The sequence below is a fragment of the Maribacter aquivivus genome, assembly GCF_900142175.1.
GTDB classification, from domain to species: Bacteria; Bacteroidota; Bacteroidia; order Flavobacteriales; family Flavobacteriaceae; genus Maribacter; species Maribacter aquivivus.
In genome coordinates this window covers 420,734-439,436 of record NZ_FQZX01000001.1, presented here as the reverse complement: position 1 = coordinate 439,436, position 18,703 = coordinate 420,734, and the positions used below count along the sequence as shown (strand labels likewise).

Genomic DNA, 18,703 nt, shown 5'->3' with positions numbered 1-18,703 from the left:
CATCAATCATCAAAAAACGAGAATCATGTTTAAAAATCACATTAAAACAGCATGGCGAAGTATTAAAAAAGATAAGCTTTTCACCACCATTAAAATTGGTGGTTTTGCCGTTGGTATAGCTGCCTGTTTATTAATCGCATTATTTATTAGAAATGAGGTTAGCTATGACCAACATTACGAGAAAAAAAATCAAATCTATAGGGTAGTCATGCAAGGCATGTTTAATGGAGAGCAAGTAAAAAGCACCCATTTTCAATTGCCTTTGGCAGATGCATTAGAAGCCGATTTTCCTGAAATATTAAAAGCGGGAAAGGTAAATACTATTGAAATATTTGGCGCTGGTAAACATGCCATGCATTTAGAAGGCGAAGTGCAGAACAATTTTGAAGAAGGTTTTGTACTCGCCGATCAAGAGGCATTCGATATTTTAGAAATTCAGCTAGAGCAGGGTAATACGGCAACAGCGCTTACGAATCCTAAGAGCATAGTCATCTCCAGAACCAAGGCGGACAAATATTTTAAAAATGGAAAAGCAATTGGCGAAACCATTATTTTAGATGATGATTCGGCTAAGCCATATACCGTAACGGGTATCATGAAAGATGTTCCCAAAAACTCACACCTTAATTTCGATTTTCTGCTTCCAATAGAAGATACGCGTATGAGCTGGACCAATCAGAACTATTTTACATATGTATTGGTCGATGAGCATACGAATGTTCAAGAACTAGAAAAAAAAATGCTTTCTATTATTGAAGATTATGTGATTCCCGCGCAAATAGACAGAGGTCGTGCTCCAGATTTTATAGAGGTACTTAGAACTATAGAATACAAATTACAACCTATAACCGATATTCATCTGTATTCAGATATTAAGATGGCAGATGGGTTGAAGCATGGTGATATTCGTTTTGTATGGTTATTTGCTGCCATTGCTGGGTTTGTGTTATTGTTGGCGGTTATTAACTTCATTAATCTATCAACAGCAAAGTCAGCCAATAGAGCTAAAGAAGTGGGATTAAGAAAAACCATTGGTGCTTTTAAACATAATCTTGTTGCTCAATTTCTAACGGAATCAGTCTTATTCAGTATCATTTCATTTGTGATGGGTGTATTGCTGGCATGGGCATTACTACCATCGTTCAATACTATTGCTGCCAAGACAACAGCAATGCCGTGGTCTGCATGGTGGTTCTTACCAGTACTTTTAATTGCATCACTATTGGTTGGGGCTATTGCCGGGTTATATCCTGCATTTTATTTATCGGCTTTCAAACCGGTCAATGTATTAAAAGGCAGTCTTAGCATAGGAGGTAAAAGTGCCAAACTTAGAAGTGGATTAGTCGTTTTTCAATTTACTACATCGGTCATTTTAATTATTGGTACGTTGATTATTTATCAGCAGATGGACTATATTCTTAAAAAAGAGTTAGGATATGATAAAGAGCAAGTTGTTGTACTTGAAGGGGCGGGAATTTTACGCAACCGCATGGATTCCTTTAAGGAGCAACTTTTAGCATTACCTCAAGTAAAAAGTGCAACGGTAACCAATTATTTGCCGGTAGATGGTGCAAGTAGAAACGGTAATACGTTTAGGAAAGCAAATGAGGGAAATGAAGGTAGAGGTATACCTGCTCAAATTTGGAGAGTAGATTATGATTATATAAAAACCTTAGGATTAAAGCTAAAAGCAGGAAGAGATTTTTCAAAGGAATTTGCCTTAGACTCCATTAACTCCATTGTAATCAATTCAAAAATGGTGCAAGAGCTTGGGTTAGCGGATCCAATAGGAAAAGAGCTTGATAATAACGGACAAGCATTTACTATAATAGGAGTTGTAGATGATTTTCATTTTAAGTCTTTAAAAGAAGATATTTCTTCATTATCGCTTGTTATAGGAAAAGATAACGGAGCCGTTTCTATAAAGTTAAATAAAGGAAATATTAATGAAGCATTGGCAAGTATAACAGGAGTTTGGAATAAGAATGTGCCAAACCAAGCTATCAATTATAACTTTTTAGACCAAGAGTTTACACGTATGCATGATGATGTGCAGCGCATGGGAAAAATTTTCAACAGTTTTGCCATTTTTGCCATTTTTGTAGCATGTTTAGGGCTCTTCGCATTATCTGCTTTTATGGTAGAGCAACGCAAAAAAGAAATCAGTATACGGTTGGTACTAGGTGCGCCTTTTAAAAGCATCTATCAATTACTTACGCTAGATTTTATGAAGCTGATATTAATATCCATCTGTATAGCAATTCCTATAGGTTGGTATTTAATGAACCGTTGGCTTCAAGATTTTGCATATCATATTACCATTGGGTGGGGCATATTTTTGGTTGCTTCGGGTATTGCGTTGACTATTGCCATTATTACGATAAGCTACCAATCTATAGGCGCAGCACTTTTACAACCATTAAAAGGGTTGAGGTCCGAATAGGATTTTATCAATTTAAGGTGCGTAGCACCTAATCATCAATTTGTGCTGAGCGCAGTCGAAACATCAAAAAACGAGAATCATGTTTAAAATTATTAAAAATCGATAGTTGCAAAACTTATAAAAAGCATTGGAACAGAATTTAGTTCATGATGATTTTAAATTCATGGGTGTACATATATTAGACATATTTTGTCCAAATATTTTACACTTATTAGATTAGTTTATAACTTAACTAACTGATAATTAATAATTTAAAGATGTGGCATGAAATTAGACTTTGATAGTTAAGTAATAATAATCAACACCAATCAAAAAACGAGAACCATGTTTAAAAACTATATCAAAATCGCTTGGAGAAGTTTAAAAAAGCAAGCCTTTTTTACTTTCTTAAATACATTTGGACTTGCTATTGGTATGGCCGGTGCTCTAATGATTTCATTATACATCTATGATGAGTTGAGCTATGATAAAATGTTTGCCGATGCGGATCGTATTTATCGAATAGATGCCGATATAAAATTTGGAGGTGCAGAAATTAAAGCAGCAGAATCTGCTCCACCTATGGCTGGTGCTTTAAAAAGAGATTACTCGCAAGTAGAGTCTACAGTTCGTTTTAGAACTTTGGGTAGTATGTACGTGAAAAAGGTAGGTGGTGAAACAAGTTCTAAAGAGAACAAAGTAACCTACGCCGATTCAACTTTCTTTCAATTCTTTGGTATTGATTTATTGGCAGGAAACTCAAAAACTGCTTTAACGGGCACAAATTCATTAGTGCTTACAAAAACTGCCGCAGAAAAATACTTTGGGTCAACAGATGTTTTAGGGCAAAATATGCTTTTAGATAATTCCGATACTTATACGGTAACAGGGGTAATAGATGACATGCCTAAAAACTCTTATTTTAATGAGTATAGTGTCTTTTTGGCTATGGCAGGTAATGTTGCGTCTAGAGAAGAACTTTGGGGTAGTAACAACTATTTTACGTTTGTAAAATTAATACCGGAAGCTAAAGTTGAAGATTTTCAAGCACCGTTACAGGGCATGCTAGAAAGGTATATGTTACCATGGGCACAAAAGTATTTTCCGGGTATGACTGCAGAATCATTTGCGGCATCTGGTAATTATATACGCTACCATACTATAGCGCTGACAGATATTCATTTACATTCAGATAGAAGCTCAGAAATGAATGCTACCAGCAGCATGCAAAACATTTATATACTTTCTTTTATTGGGCTATTCTTAATTATTCTGGCAAGTGTAAATTTTATGAATTTGTCTACGGCTCACTCTTTAAAAAGAGCCAAAGAAGTTGGGGTAAGAAAAACATTGGGTTCTAATAAAATGAATTTGATTTTTCAATTTTTGACAGAATCTGGTTTAATAGCTTTTATTTCATTGATAGCTGCCTTATTGATTACCATGATTACGCTGCCGTTTTTTAACGGATTTACCGGTAAGTCTATTGCAATACCATTTACACAACCTTTGTTTTGGCTTTTGGTGTTGGCAGCAACAATACTATTAGGGCTTTTCTCTGGATGTTATCCTGCTTTTTTCATGTCTAGGTTTACCCCAGTTAAAACACTTAAAGGTGGAGCATCTGAAAGTGTAGGTAATGGTAGGGTAAGAAATGCTTTGGTAATATTTCAATTTTCAATTTCCGTATTTCTTATAGTAAGTACGTTGGTAGTTTTTCAGCAATTGAATTATATACAGAGTAAAGATTTGGGTTTCACAAAAGGCCAGGTGTTGTTAATCAATGAAATTAGTCCGTTAGGATCTAAAACAAATGCATTTAAAGAAGAAATCCTTAAAATGGGCAACGTAGAAAATGTTACGCTAAGTAATTTTTACCCTACGCCATCATGGCGGTCAGATAGTTCTTTCTTCCAAGAAGGAACCAAAAGTCAGGAAAATGCAATTCAAATGCAGACTTGGGATGTAGACATGGATTATTTGAAGACGTTAGAAATGGATGTTGTAGCTGGGCGCGATTTCAACAAACAGTATGCATCAGATTCTACGGCAATTATTATCAACGAAGCTACTTTACCAATTTTAAACGTTACAGCTCAAGAAGCTTTGGGAATGAGGATTTCCGAAGAAATTGATATGGAAAACCCTACCTACTATACTATAATTGGGGTGGTTAAAGATTTTCATTTTAAATCGCTTCGCGAGAATATTGGTGCATTAGGATTGCACATCGAAAATAACGCAGAGAATATGGCGGTAAGGTTAAGTGGTGGTGACTATTCAGAGTCAATTGCGGAGATTGAGAATATTTGGAACACCATGGCGCCTGGTCAACCCTTTGATTATCAATTTATGGACGAAGCATTTTATTCCACCTATAACTCGGAACAAAAGCTGAGTCAAATATTTTTCATTTTTACTATTCTATCCATTTTCATTGCTTGTTTAGGATTATTTGGATTAGCTGCCTTTAATGCTGAAAAGCGTACAAAAGAAATTGGCGTTAGAAAAGTGTTAGGGGCTACTGTAAGTCAGATTTCATATAGACTTACAGTAGATTTTCTAAAATTAGTAGGTGTAGCAATTCTCATTTCTTTGCCATTGGGTTGGTTTGCCATGAATAAGTGGTTAGAAGATTTCTCTTATAGAATAGAAATAGGACTTGGGGTTTTTGTACTCGCAGCGGTTTTAGCAATTGTAGTGGCTATTGTAACGGTAAGTTATCAAAGTATAAAAGCGGCAATAGTAAACCCTGTAAAAAGTTTACGGTCAGACTAAAATCGTTTTTTATACATCTAATGTTGATTGAATCCTAATCATAAAATTGTGTAACAATCTATTTTTAGCGTAGTCTTTGTAAATATATTGTACATGTTTTGTCAAAATATTTTACACTAGAATAATTAGAAAAATATGTAAGATGTTGTTAATTAGGTGATTAATAGTGTGGCACGGAATTAGACTTGTATTTGATGTCATCAATCATCAACATGTACTTAGTGAAGGCTAAGCATCAATCAAAAAACGATCAATCATGTTTAAAAACTATCTTAAAATAGCATGGAGGAATTTAATTCGGAATAAAGGTTTTTCGATTTTAAATATTGCAGGTCTTTCCATTGGGCTTACCGTGTTTACCCTAATTATTCTTTGGATAAATTTTGAATTAGGATTTGACCGATTTCATGAAAACCAAGAGCGTATTTATGAAGTTAATAATCAATATGATGTTGAGGGTGAAATTTGGACATGGAACTCCACGCCTAAAGCAATGGCACCTGCAATAAAGAAAGATTACCCAGAAGTAGAACGCATATCTAGATACTTTTACGATACCCCATTTTTATTTTCCGTAGATGATAAACGAATTAAGGCAACGGGCACAATTGTAGATCCAGATTTCTTGAGCATTTTTAGTTTCCCCTTAGTACAAGGTGATATTGCCAGTGTCTTTAGTGATGTAAATTCAGTGGTGATTACAGAGACTTTCGCTAAAAAGATGTTTGGCGACAAAGACCCTATTGGGGAAATAGTAGTAATTGATAATGCAGACACATTTAAGGTTACGGGAATTTTAAAAGATTTACCAACCAATACGGATTTTACCTTTGAATTTTTGGTGCCTTGGGCATATTTAACTCAAATAGGCTGGGACGATACCCATTGGGGTAATAACTCTGTGGCTACTTATGTAATGCTTAAGAAGGACGTCAACTTTTCTGATTTTTCGACTAAAATTAAAACCTTAAGAGAAAACTATGATGAAGATTCTTCTGATATGGTTACCCTCTTATATCCATATTCAAGAACCTATTTGTATAATGAATTTGAAAATGGAAAGGAAGTTGGTGGTAGAATAGATTTAATAAAGATGTTCGGTATCATAGCGGCAATTATTCTAATAATCGCCTGTATTAATTTCATGAACTTAAGTACGGCCAGAAGTGAAAAAAGAGCAAAAGAAGTTGGTGTTAGAAAAGTAATGGGAGCCCCTAAAAAGCATTTGATTTATCAATTTTTGGGAGAATCTATACTGATTTCAGCTATTGCCGCAATCTTTTCAATACTTCTAGTGCTATTGGTGCTGCCTGCGTTTAATGATCTGGTAGGTCATGAACTTGAATTGGATTTTACCAGTATGTGGTTTTGGATTTCAGCGTTGGCAATTGTTTTATTTACCGGTCTATTGGCAGGTAGCTACCCGGCATTGTACTTATCGGCATTTAAACCATCGGCAGTTCTAAAAGGCACATTCCATAAAGCAGATACCCTAATTACGCCAAGAAAGGTTTTGGTAGTGGTCCAATTTTCTGTGGCAATAATATTAATTACGTCAACACTAATTATAAGCCAACAATTAGATAAAGTTCAAAATAGACAACTTGGCTATTCAAAGGATAATTTGATTTACACTTTTTTAGAAGGTGATATTGATAAGAATTATGAGTTGATCAAGAAAGAATTGCTCAAGTCTGGAGCGGCGTCTTCCATTACCAAAACAAGTTCGCCTATTACAGAAAGTTGGAGTAATACTTGGGGGTTTGAATGGAGCGGAAAAAAGGAAAATGATAAAACAATTGTATTAAGATTAATTGCTGATGATGTTGTTGCCGAAACTATGGGTTTGGAGCTATTGTCTGGTCGCGATTTAAATCTGCAAGAATTTCCTACTGATTCTACAGCAGTATTATTAAACGAGTCAGCTGTCTCACTTATGGGTTTCAATGAACCCTTAGGTCAAATTATTAAAGACAATGGGATAGAATGGCATGTTGTTGGGGTGGTAAAAGACTTTGTATTCAATTCGCCATTTCAGAAAATAGAACCATTGGTAATTGAAGGGGCTAAAGGGTGGTTTAATGTAATGCATATGAAACTGAACGAGGCAAATTCTACTTCAGAAAATTTAGCTATCGTCGAAAATATATATAAGAAATACAATCCAGAGTATCCTTTTGATTTTGAATTCGTGGATGGAGAATATGCAGAAAAATTCAGTGATCAGCAAAGAACAGGTAAACTTGCTACACTGTTTACACTGTTAACAATATTAATCTCTTGTCTAGGCTTGTTTGGTTTGGCGAGTTATATGGCAGAGAATAGAATTAAAGAGGTAGGTATTCGAAAAGTATTGGGTGCTTCGGTTACTACAATAGTGACGCTTCTATCTAAAGATTTTCTAAAACTGGTAGCTATATCTATTCTAATTGCAATTCCTATTGCTTGTTATTATATGTCTAATTGGTTAGAAGAATTCGATTTTAGAATATCCATTTCAGTGTGGGTATTTGCAATTGCCGGTGGTCTTACGTTAGTAATAGCATTGGTAACGGTAAGTTTTCAAGCAATAAAAGCAGCAAGGGCAAACCCTGTAAAAAGTTTAAGATCAGAATAAACCATCAATCAAAAAATAATCAATCATGTTTAAGAATTATCTAAAAATAGCTTGGAGAAATCTATTAAAGAACAAAGTTTTTACAGCGGCTAATATTGTTGGTTTAACCTTAGCATTCGCAATAGCGTTATTATTGACTATGACGGCTTTATTTGAACTGTCTTATGATCAATTCCATGAAAATAAAGGTTCTGTTTTTCAAGTGTACTATTCTAATCAAACTCCTAAAGGTTCTGATTTATCTACAGCAAACCCAATTCCTTTTGCACCTGCTTTAAAGGAAGAAGTGCCAGGTATAAAAAATATAGCAAGAGCATTGAGTGAGAATGCACTAGTTTCTTATGGAGATAACGATTTTAACTTGGATGCTGAATTTGTTGATGCTGATTATTTTTCCATTTTTAGTTTTCCAACCGTTATGGGAGATTCCAACAAACCAATGCAGAATCAGAACTCAGTAGCAATTACGGAAGAAGCGGCAAAAAAGTTGTTTGGTACTACGGACGGAATTGGCAAAATAGTGCGAGTGCTAATAGGTAAAGAAGAAAAACCGTTTACAGTTTCAGGAATTCTTAAAAGTATACCAGATAACAGCAGTGTTAGTTTTGATATAGCCATCCCTTTTGATAGCCACTCAGAATATAAAGAGAATATAGATGTATGGGATGCTCGTAACCACCCGGTCTATTTGCAGTTAGAAGATGGTGTTACCAAATCTCAATTCGAAAAAAGCACAGTTGAGTTTACCTTACTGCATAATGAGGGTCAAATGGAAAACATGAAACGTGATGGTGCGCAACCAGATGTTAATGGTAATTATGCTCAGTTAGGTTTACTGCCTTACACTGATAAGCGCTTTGCGAATTTTAATTCTGGTGTATTAAATGTAAAAAGGACTTTCCCGTATATGGTTTTAGGAATTGCCTTTCTAATTATTTTCATTGCCTGCGCTAATTTTGTAAATATGAACATTGCCTTGGGCGAAAAACGCTTAAAGGAAATAGGAATGAGAAAAACCCTAGGCGCGGTAAAAGGACAGCTGTTCGGTCAATTTTGGCTAGAAAGTATAATGGTATTTGTAATAGCAATTGCTTTAGCTCTAGTATTGGCAAATCTGTTGATTGACCCTTACAAAACCTTGTTCAATACCGATGCTACTTTCGCAAATTTATTGACACCAACCATTCTTGGTAGTTTCCTAGTGGGGATATTATTGGTCACTTTGATAACGGGTGGTTACCCGGCATTACTTTTAAGTAAGTTAAATACCTTAAATGCACTAAAAGGAAAATGGGAATTAGGAAAAAACGGAGTTAGAAACGCACTTATAGTCGTACAATTTGTAATAGCAATTGTGCTGATTACCGGAACGTTGGTCTTTCAAGGTCAAATTCAGTTTATGCGAAATAAGAACCTTGGATTCAATAAAGAACAAGTAGTATCAATCCCCTTAAATGGAAAGAAAGACAGCTATCGTGTTATTGAATTATTGCGAAATGAGCTGCAAGGAAATGGGAACATTTTAGCGGTTAGCGGATCAGATAATAATTTGGGACGAGGAAAAGACGGAAGTTTATCAAAAAGTATATTAGGGTTTGAATACAAGGGCAGAATAGTTCATAGCAATGTACTTACGGTAGATTATGATTACGCAAAGACATTAGACTTGCAACTGTTAGAAGGGCGTATGTTCAGTAAAGAATATAGTGCAGATAGTTTAAGTATGGTCATTAACGAGGCAATGGTTAGAGAACTTAATGAAGTAAATAATCCATTATCAACTAGAGTATATTTTGATGAAGATTCTGTGGCTTATAATGTAATTGGGGTATTAAAGGATTATAACCATCAAGATATAAGCAAAAGTATAGAGCCGCTTACCTTTTTTCTAGATAGAGATTATGAACTGTATTATGCATATGTAAAAGTTGCCCCAGAAGACATGGCAAAATCTTTTGATGCTATAAAAAGTGCTTGGCAAAGAGTAGAGCCAAATGCTGAATTTCTAGGTTCTTTCTTAGATGAAAATATAGACAGAACTTTTAGAAGGGAAAAAACCATGGCAACTATTATTACAAGTGGTTCCATTTTGGGTATAGTGCTTAGTTGTATAGGTCTTTTTGCCATGTCGTTATTGGTAGTTGCACAACGTACAAAAGAAATAGGTGTACGTAAAGTAATAGGTGCAAGCACATCATCAATTACCGTTTTGTTAACCAAAGACTTTTTAAAATTGGTGGGTATAGCATTTATAATAGGAACACCTATAGCATGGTATGCTTTAGATAAATGGCTAGAAGAATATGCATTTAGAGTGCCATTAAGTATATGGTTTTTTATAGGTGCGGGACTATTAGCAGCTTTAATAGCACTAGTGACTGTTGGTGCAAGAACCATGAAAGCGGCAGCGGCAAACCCCGTAAAAAGTTTACGCACAGACTAAAAAACGAACCATGTTATTAAACCATCTAAAATTATCTTTTCGTAATCTGTGGAAAAATAGAACGCTTTCCTTTCTTAACCTTTTGGGCTTAAGTATAGGTATTGGTAGTGTATTAACGCTCATGTTTTCTGTGTATGCCTATTATGTAGCAGATTCCATGATTCCAGAGCAAGAACATATCTATTACTTAAAGACACATTTAAATGATGGTAATGATTACAATGAAGTAGTATACCCTTTGTTGGATAAAATAAAGAGTACCTCGCCAGAATTAAAAGCCGGTACGCACCTGCATGGTTGGGGAGATGTATGGTTAGAAGCTGGGGATAAGGAATTTCAAAATACAACAACTTATGCCGATTCAGAATTTTTTAAGGTTTTTGGACTACCTCTAAAATATGGAAACCATAATACTGCATTTAAAGAAAAGTATTCTATTGTCTTGACCGATAAGGTAAGCAAGCAGTTTTTCGGAGAAGAAAACCCAGTAGGTAAAAGCCTAAAAGCGGCAGATACATTAAACCTTACCATTACGGGGGTGTTAGAACCTATAAGTCCGTATTCTTCTTTTAGATTAGGTGTCTTATTGCCAAATACACTTTTAAAGGACAATCCTATATTTAAACAACAGACCAATTGGAACAATAGTTTTTCACCAATATTCTTAAAGCTAAATCCAGAAACAGATATTGCGTTATTTGAAAAGAAGGTAGACAAATTGGTTCAGGAGAATTATGCGGATCCTTCTGTAATTTCAAGAATGGAGGTTATGCCGCACTCAGAAGTTAGAATGGATTCTATACCTGTGGTCGAAATAATTATTGCAGGTAACATCGCCACTTCTTTTTTTGTATTGCTTTTAGTGCTAGTAAATCTTCTGAACTTAAATACCTCTACTATGTTTCGGAGAACAAAAGACATTGCAGTTCGCAAAATATTGGGAGGTAATAGTAAAGGGGTAATTACCCAGTTTTGCCTTGAAAATGGAATTTTGGTATTGTTTTCCATACTTATTTCTAGTGTACTTTTCTTCGGATTCTTATTACCGAAAATGAATGATGTTTTCGGGGCAGATTTTGGTGAGATTAATTTTAGCCTTAAAAATGATTATCCAGTAATTTTAGGGGCGATTGCCTTAGGTATTTTGGTGACATTGGTGGTGGGCATATTACCTACAATAAGGTTTGTTTCTTTACCGGTTTCACAAGGTATCAAAGGAAAAATAGATAGTGCTAAAGGAAGTTTTATTTTACGTAATTCATTTATCATCCTTCAATTTTCTATAGCCATACTTTTTATCTGTATTGCAATCATTTTAAACAGTCAGATTGGGTTCATGAAAAAGGCAGACTTGGGATTTGAGCGTGATCATGTAATTGTGGGTAACATAGACCTTGATTATAAGAATATGGATGCTGCCAACTCTAGTTTTAAAGCGCTGTTAAATGATTTAGAAGCCAATCCGTATGTAGCCCATGTTAGTACGAGCCAGTCAGTTCCTTCAGATTATTATTTCAATTATACCACATTTTATGACCCAAATACAGAGTCAGATGTTCGTTTTAGAAGGTCGTATACAGATGATGGTTACCTTAAAACACTACAGATTCCGCTGGTAGAAGGAAGAGATTTTGACAGTGATATTGACAATGGAGAAGAAACGCCTGTTATTATTAATCGTAGTGCCATGGAAGCTTTTGGTTGGACAACAATAGAGGGAAAACGATTGAAATATAAAAACAGCGATTTCATAGGCAACCCTATTGTTGGGGTAATGAAAGATTTTCATTATCAGGATTTACAAAATGCGGTAGAACCTCTGGTACATTATTATAGAGATGAAGAGAGTTTAGCCAAACATCGCTACATAACGGTCCGGGTAGTTGATGGAAAGGAAAAGGAAATTAAGAACATAATAGCGGCTGCTTTTGCTAAAATAGATTCCAGAAAAAATTATGCCCAAGGTGATTTAAGTGATAAAGTAAGTGGACAATATCGATTAATTGATGGAATGCTAAAAACAGTAAACGTGGTTGCATTGCTAACCATATTTATATCTTGTTTGGGCATGTTCGGTCTTATTTCATTTATGGCAAAAAGAAGAATTAAAGAAATTGGTATACGTAAGGTTTTGGGTGCTGGGGTACTAAAAATAGTCGTGTTGCTTTCAAAGGATTATATAATCTTGGTAGGTATTGGAGCTTTAATTGCTTTTCCAATTGCATGGTATATGATGAGTGCTTGGCTGGGTAGCTTTGCCTATAGTATTTCCATTCAATGGTGGATGTTTGCTTTGGCGGGAAGTATTGCCTTCTTCATAACGGCATTTACATTAGGCATACAGGCGATAAAATCAGCGATGGCCAACCCGGTAAAAAGTTTACGAACAGAGTAATAATCAAGACATTAATCAACAACCAACTAACACACTATATAAAACATGTTATTACAATTAAAAAATATTTTCAAGTGGGTACAACAAGGCGGTCAGCGCGTATTCTTGTTGAAAGATGTTAATCTAGAAGTAGAAGAAGGGGAATTTATTTCCATTATGGGTCCTTCGGGTTCAGGGAAGTCTACATTACTAAATGTTATTGGTATGTTAGATACTTTTGATGAAGGAGAATATGGTTTCTTGAGCGAATCTGTTCATACCCTAAAAGAAAAATATCGCTCTAATTTGTATAAAGAGTATATCGGCTTTGTATTTCAATCATATCATTTGTTAGATGATTTAACGGTGGAAGAAAATCTAGAAATGCCATTGTTGTACAAAAAGATAAAAAGCTCTGAACGCAAGGCTTTGGTAGCTGATATGCTAGATAGATTCAATATTGTCGGTAAAAAAGATTTATTCCCAACACAGTTAAGTGGTGGTCAACAGCAATTAGTGGGCGTAGCCCGTGCATTGATTGGTAAGCCAAAATTGATATTGGCAGATGAACCGACCGGAAATCTTAACTCACAGCAAAGCGAAGAAATTATGGAGCTTTTCAAGAAGCTAAATGAAGAGGACGGAGTTACGATTATTCAAGTAACGCATTCGGAGAAAAATGCGGAGTACGGTTCAAGAATTATCAACCTTTTAGATGGTAGAAAGATTTAAATTTCTACGGAATGTTATTTCGAGCGTAGTTGAAAACTTATAGGTTAGAATTTATTTTCGAATGTCAGTTCGTGTTCCCATTATTCAATTTTTTATTGAATAATGGGTGTACTTCGGCTAAGCTCAGGAGAACTGTCGCGAACCTTTTGAAAACAAATAGTTCCCACCTGAAAAAAAATGCAGTATTCTAACAACCACTAATCCGTATAACCTTCAGGATGCATTTCGTCAAATTCGGTTTGGTCTTGAAAAGCTTTAGCTAATAAAAGAATACTTGCTTCATCATATAAATTAGAGACAAGAGTAACACTTGTTAGGTGTTTCTTTTCATCTAATCCAGTAGGGATTGAAATAGCTGGGTGACCGGTTAGATTCGTTGTAATTGATAACCTATTACCAGAGCTTGGTGAAATAAGAACATCATAATCTTTCATGATAGCCTGCATTTTTTCAATGAGCACTTGTCGTTGTCTGTTTGCTTGTATGTATTCTACCGCAGGAATAAAACGTGCTTGACGTAAAGAATTTGCTCTAGAACGTTGAGTTTGCTCTACCATTTTATCCACTTCTTCGGCACGAACCATATCGTCAAAAAATGCTCCCGCTTCTGCTCTTAATATTACGTCAAAACTGTTGTAGGGCACGTCTTTAGGTAATTCCACTTCGTTAAGTGTAAGTCCCATTTTCTTAAAAGTTTCAATTGCCTTATCCAGATTCGCTTTGCTATCCGAAGAATCTTTTTCTATGTCACTTTTTAAATAGGCTACTTTGAGCGATTTGTAATCTTTAGTAGGATCAAATCCGTCAGGGTAATTAGTTGTCATTCCGTCTTTAGGGTCTTTTCCTGCAATTACACTATACACAATAGCGCAATCTTCAGCGCTTCTTGCCATTGGTCCAACTTTGTCCATAGACCAGCTTAAACTCATCACTCCGTGTCTGCTAACTCTGCCGTATGTAGGTCGTAAACCTGTAATTCCGTTTCTTGTACTTGGCGATAAAATAGAGCCTAATGTTTCGGTACCTAACGCATAAGGAACCAAACCAGCTGATGTTGCCGATCCAGACCCTGCAGATGATCCAGAGGCACCTTGTGTAGTATCCCATGGGTTTTTTGTTTTTCCATCGAACCAAACATCACCACGAGCTAATGAACCAGACACTAGTTTTGCCACCAACACTCCGCCTGCATCTTGTAATTTTTGAACCACACTAGCGGTCATTTCAATTTGTTGATTACGGTAGGGTTCTGCGCCCCATGTGGTTTTGTAGCCTTCCACTGCCATTAGGTCTTTTACTCCGTAAGGAATACCATGTAGAATTCCGCGGTAGTTTCCGGCATCCAGTTCGGCATCCATTTTTTTAGCTTGCTCAATAGCCATTTCTTCGGTAATGGTAATGGTACATTCTAAAATAGGATTGTATTTTTTTAATCGACCTATAAAGAATTCGGTCAATTCTAGAGAACTTATTTTTTTGCTTTTGATTAACGATGCCAGTTGAGGTATCGAATAAAACGCAAGGTCTGCCTCTTTATTAGGTAACTGCACATCATTTGGAATCTCCCATTCAGGAAACCCAGCTTGTTCTTTCGGGGTGAAGTTTAAAGGTAATGGGTCAAACCGAACAGCAGGTATTACATCGTTATCTAAAGTGTATTTTCTTAAAGTATCATATCCTTCTTTATTTCTTTTTAAATATGGATAAAGTGTATCTATATATTTTTTGTCAAAGTCTAAACCTATTAGTTTCTGTGATTGCTTTACATCCTTTTTGGAGAATTCATTTTTAGAGCTGGAGCAAGCAGTAGCTATTAGAATAATAAATACGAAAGTTAATAGAAGCGGAGTTCTTTTTACAGGCTGGTACATGGGTTGAATTTTAAAGAAGATTCTAATTTACAGTTTTTAGATAGTTTCTTTTGACTTCAAAATCATAAATAATCTAGAAATGAATATATACTAATAAGAGGTTCTATTTATAATGGCATATTCATTTTCAATACGCTAGCTTCCTAATCTAATAACTAAGGATTATCTTTGTTGTTTAGAATGAATTTATATAATGAAGATAGATAAAAAGGACATCTTAAAAGCTTTGGAACACATTACGGTTCCTGGGGAAGGTCAGAACATGGTAGAAAGCGGAGCTGTTACCAATATTCAGATTTTTGGTGATGAGGTTGAAGTTGATATTACCATTACAAATCCAAGTTTACAGGCACGTAAAAAGACCGAAGTGGAGATTTTAAAAATCATACACAAAGAGGTTTACGAAAAGGCAAAAATTAAAATAAACGTTAAAGTTGATGCACCAGCTGCAAAACCAAAGACGAACGAGATAAAGGGGAAACCAATTCCTGGTATTACCAATATTATTGCTGTTGCTTCTGGTAAAGGAGGGGTAGGTAAATCTACCGTTACCGCTAACCTTGCTGTGACTTTGGCTAAAATGGGCTTTAAAGTTGGACTTTTAGATGCTGATATTTATGGACCGTCAATGCCAATAATGTTCGATGTGGCAAATGACAAACCACTTGCGGTGAATATAGATGGAAAATCTAAAATGAAGCCAGTAGAAAGTTATGGCGTTAAATTATTATCAATTGGTTTTTTTACACAAAGAGACCAAGCGGTAATATGGAGAGGACCTATGGCATCTAAAGCATTGAACCAAATGATTTTTGATGCACACTGGGGAGATTTAGATTTTATGCTAATTGATTTACCGCCGGGCACTGGAGATATTCATTTAAGTATTATGCAATCTTTACCAATTACGGGAGCGGTTGTAGTAAGTACACCTCAAGAAGTTGCTTTGGCAGATGCTAGAAAAGGGGTGGCGATGTTTCAGCAAGACTCTATAAATGTACCAGTATTGGGAATTGTAGAGAATATGGCCTACTTTACACCAGCAGAGTTACCAGAGAATAAATACTATATTTTCGGTAAAGAAGGAGCCAAGCATCTTGCAGAAGATTTACAGGTACCTTTCCTTGGTGAAATGCCATTGGTACAAAGTATACGAGAAGCAGGTGATGTTGGTAGGCCGGCAGCCTTGCAAGAAGGAACTCCAGTAGAGAAAGCTTTTGAAGAATTGACTAAAAAAGTTGTTAGTGAGGTTGTTGCTAGAAATAAGACAATGCCACCTACAGAAGCTATAAAGATTACAACAATGGCGGGTTGCTCGCCAGTTAATAAAAAATAGATATGACATCAGCTGAACTAAAATTGAATGTTGAAAAAGCACTAGAAGAAATCAGACCTTTTTTACAAAGCGATGGTGGTGACATTACGTTGATATCTATTGATGATGAATCTTCTGTTAAAGTTAGATTAGAAGGAGCTTGTGTTGGTTGTAGTGTAAATCAAATGACACTGAAAAGTGGTGTTGAAATGACTATAAAAAAATATGCTCCCCAGATACAAGAAGTAATTAATATAGAAGCTTAAATTCTGATAATTGTCATAATTTTTAAGACCACAGATTGATAATTTTGAAAGGTATTACAAAGAATTGAAGTAATGATTAAGACCGATATATTGATAATTGGCGCAGGACCTACGGGTCTTTTTGCCGTTTTTGAAGCAGGACTCCTAAAACTAAAATGCCATTTAATTGATGCCTTGCCACAGGCAGGCGGGCAATGTTCAGAAATCTATCCTAAAAAACCTATTTATGATATCCCTGGTTTTCCAGAGGTATTGGCGGGTGATTTGGTAGATAATTTAATGGAACAGATTAAATCTTTTCAACCAGGGTTTACTCTGGGTGAACGCGCTGAGACTATCAAAAAATTAGAAGACGGTACTTTTGTGGTGACTACTAATAAAGGAACGGAACACCATGCACCAGTAGTTGCTATTGCTGGAGGTTTGGGAAGTTTTGAGCCTAGAAAACCATTGTTAGAAAATTTGTCAAAATTTGAAGACAACGGTGTTGCCTATATGATTAAAGATCCTGAGGTGTATCGCGATAAAAAAGTAATTATTGCAGGTGGTGGTGATTCTGCTTTAGATTGGAGTATTTTCTTGGCAGATGTAGCATCGCAGGTGATTTTGGTACATAGAAGAAATGAATTTAGAGGAGCCTTGGATTCTGTTGAAAAAGTTCAAGAACTAAAGGATAAAGGAAAATTAAATTTAATTACACCTGCAGAGATAATTGGTTTAAACGGAGACACTAAATTAGAGTCTGTTTTAATCCGAAAAATATCTGATGCAAAAGAAGAGATAATTTTAGAGGTAGATGATTTTATTCCTTTATTCGGACTCTCACCAAAACTTGGACCGATTGGAGATTGGGGATTAGAAATCGAAAAAAATGCGATCAAAGTAGATACATTCGATTATCAAACAAACATTCCTGGAATTTATGCCATTGGCGATGTAAATACCTATCCCGGTAAATTAAAGTTGATTCTTTGTGGTTTCCACGAAGCAACGCTAATGTGCCAAAGTGCTTTTCAAAAAATTCATCCAGATAAAAAGTATGTGATGAAATACACAACCGTAGGTGGTGTAAGCGGTTTTGACGGGACTAAAAAAGAAGCGCCAAAAGCCGTAGTGAAAGCGATTGAATAGTTTAGTGAATAAGTTTTTTAGTAAAATTGTTATTTAGTGTGATGACGAATCAGCTTTTAGAAGATTTAAAGGTGTGGTAAAAATCACAAGATTTAGGAGTTTTAGTTTTTAAAAAATCTTTAAACTTGAAGCGTGAATTATTTATAAGAAAAACAGTTGAGTTAATTGAAAAATCAAATGAAATTTCTAGAAAATTTTACGTACTAATTTAGTGAATTAACTAAACCCTAACTACTAAATCCTATTAATGACTGATATAAAAATTACAATAATAGACCGTGACGGAGTATCTCATGAAATTGATGCCCCAACAGACATGAACATGAACCTTATGGAAGTAGTTCGTTCATACGAATTAGCGCCAGAAGGTACAATTGGTATTTGTGGAGGTATGGCTATGTGTGCTTCATGTCAATGTTATGTATTGTCAGATACTGAACTTCCAGAAATGGGTGATGATGAAGAAGCTATGTTATCTGAAGCTTTCAACGTAAAAGATAATTCACGTCTAGGCTGTCAATTACATATCACTGAAGATATGGACGGACTAGAAGTAGAGCTTGCACCTGAAGAGCTTTAAACGTCATTACGAGGAAGCGAGATATAATCGAAATTGATGAAGCAATCTGCTTAACTGATTTTAAAAGCTGGTGATAGCCTTATAATAGAAAATAAATTTTTATTTTCCAACAGCCAACAGCCAACAGCCAACAGCCAACAGCCAACAGCCAACAGCCAACAGCCAACAGCCAAC

Annotated in this window: 11 protein-coding genes; 10 read left to right on the top strand and 1 reads right to left on the bottom strand. The window is 35.5% G+C overall.

Annotated elements, in window-relative coordinates:
* Window positions 1–25: 25 nt before the first annotated feature.
* The 6 genes from BUC31_RS01815 (at window position 26) to BUC31_RS01790 (ending at window position 13,366) form a co-directional block, all read left to right on the top strand.
* The gene (locus tag BUC31_RS01815) at window positions 26–2,443 is read left to right on the top strand and encodes an ABC transporter permease (protein WP_073240712.1); all 2,418 of its coding nucleotides are present in this window, start codon (window positions 26–28) and stop codon (window positions 2,441–2,443) included.
* A gap of 324 nt (window positions 2,444–2,767) precedes the next feature.
* A complete protein-coding gene (locus BUC31_RS01810) occupies window positions 2,768–5,200 on the top strand; it encodes an ABC transporter permease (RefSeq protein WP_073240710.1) in 2,433 nt (810 codons plus the stop codon).
* 256 nt (window positions 5,201–5,456) lie between these two features.
* Window positions 5,457–7,817: an ABC transporter permease gene (locus tag BUC31_RS01805; RefSeq protein WP_073240708.1), complete on the top strand. Its 2,361-nt coding sequence runs from the start codon at window positions 5,457–5,459 to the stop codon at window positions 7,815–7,817.
* Between the two features lie 25 nt (window positions 7,818–7,842).
* Window positions 7,843–10,260, top strand: a complete 2,418-nt coding sequence (locus tag BUC31_RS01800) for an ABC transporter permease (protein ID WP_073240706.1) — start codon at window positions 7,843–7,845, stop codon at window positions 10,258–10,260.
* 10 nt (window positions 10,261–10,270) lie between these two features.
* On the top strand, window positions 10,271–12,655 hold the full coding sequence (locus tag BUC31_RS01795; RefSeq protein WP_073240704.1) for an ABC transporter permease: 2,385 nt from the start codon (window positions 10,271–10,273) through the stop codon (window positions 12,653–12,655).
* Between the two features lie 45 nt (window positions 12,656–12,700).
* Window positions 12,701–13,366 carry an ABC transporter ATP-binding protein gene (locus BUC31_RS01790; RefSeq protein ID WP_073240702.1) on the top strand — a complete coding sequence of 222 codons (666 nt, stop codon included), beginning with the start codon at window positions 12,701–12,703 and terminating at the stop codon, window positions 13,364–13,366.
* A gap of 197 nt (window positions 13,367–13,563) precedes the next feature.
* Here BUC31_RS01790 and BUC31_RS01785 read toward each other — a convergent pair whose 3' ends face one another.
* Window positions 13,564–15,237: an amidase gene (locus tag BUC31_RS01785; RefSeq protein WP_073240700.1), complete on the bottom strand. Its 1,674-nt coding sequence runs from the start codon at window positions 15,235–15,237 to the stop codon at window positions 13,564–13,566.
* A gap of 193 nt (window positions 15,238–15,430) precedes the next feature.
* Here BUC31_RS01785 and BUC31_RS01780 point away from each other — a divergent pair, with 193 nt between their 5' ends.
* The 4 genes from BUC31_RS01780 (at window position 15,431) to BUC31_RS01765 (ending at window position 18,529) form a co-directional block, all read left to right on the top strand.
* Window positions 15,431–16,573, top strand: coding sequence for an Mrp/NBP35 family ATP-binding protein (locus BUC31_RS01780; RefSeq protein WP_073240698.1), 1,143 nt, complete (start codon window positions 15,431–15,433; stop codon window positions 16,571–16,573).
* A 2-nt stretch (window positions 16,574–16,575) separates the two neighbouring features.
* On the top strand, window positions 16,576–16,818 hold the full coding sequence (locus BUC31_RS01775) for a NifU family protein (RefSeq protein WP_027065918.1): 243 nt from the start codon (window positions 16,576–16,578) through the stop codon (window positions 16,816–16,818).
* A gap of 72 nt (window positions 16,819–16,890) precedes the next feature.
* Entirely contained in the window at window positions 16,891–17,949 is a 1,059-nt protein-coding gene (locus BUC31_RS01770) for an NAD(P)/FAD-dependent oxidoreductase (protein ID WP_073240696.1), read from the top strand.
* A 247-nt stretch (window positions 17,950–18,196) separates the two neighbouring features.
* Window positions 18,197–18,529: a 2Fe-2S iron-sulfur cluster-binding family protein gene (locus BUC31_RS01765; protein ID WP_073240695.1), complete on the top strand. Its 333-nt coding sequence runs from the start codon at window positions 18,197–18,199 to the stop codon at window positions 18,527–18,529.
* The last annotated feature ends 174 nt before the right edge of the window (window positions 18,530–18,703 follow it).

What these genes read in the sequence shown, in the direction of transcription:
- BUC31_RS01815 (WP_073240712.1), top strand. Translation starts at nt 26, where the DNA reads ATGTTTAAAAATCACATTAAAACAGCATGGCGAAGTATTAAAAAAGAT.
- BUC31_RS01810 (WP_073240710.1), top strand. Translation starts at nt 2,768, where the DNA reads ATGTTTAAAAACTATATCAAAATCGCTTGGAGAAGTTTAAAAAAGCAA.
- BUC31_RS01805 (WP_073240708.1), top strand. Translation starts at nt 5,457, where the DNA reads ATGTTTAAAAACTATCTTAAAATAGCATGGAGGAATTTAATTCGGAAT.
- BUC31_RS01800 (WP_073240706.1), top strand. Translation starts at nt 7,843, where the DNA reads ATGTTTAAGAATTATCTAAAAATAGCTTGGAGAAATCTATTAAAGAAC.
- BUC31_RS01795 (WP_073240704.1), top strand. Translation starts at nt 10,271, where the DNA reads ATGTTATTAAACCATCTAAAATTATCTTTTCGTAATCTGTGGAAAAAT.
- BUC31_RS01790 (WP_073240702.1), top strand. Translation starts at nt 12,701, where the DNA reads ATGTTATTACAATTAAAAAATATTTTCAAGTGGGTACAACAAGGCGGT.
- BUC31_RS01785 (WP_073240700.1), bottom strand. Translation starts at nt 15,237, where the DNA reads ATGTACCAGCCTGTAAAAAGAACTCCGCTTCTATTAACTTTCGTATTT.
- BUC31_RS01780 (WP_073240698.1), top strand. Translation starts at nt 15,431, where the DNA reads ATGAAGATAGATAAAAAGGACATCTTAAAAGCTTTGGAACACATTACG.
- BUC31_RS01775 (WP_027065918.1), top strand. Translation starts at nt 16,576, where the DNA reads ATGACATCAGCTGAACTAAAATTGAATGTTGAAAAAGCACTAGAAGAA.
- BUC31_RS01770 (WP_073240696.1), top strand. Translation starts at nt 16,891, where the DNA reads ATGATTAAGACCGATATATTGATAATTGGCGCAGGACCTACGGGTCTT.
- BUC31_RS01765 (WP_073240695.1), top strand. Translation starts at nt 18,197, where the DNA reads ATGACTGATATAAAAATTACAATAATAGACCGTGACGGAGTATCTCAT.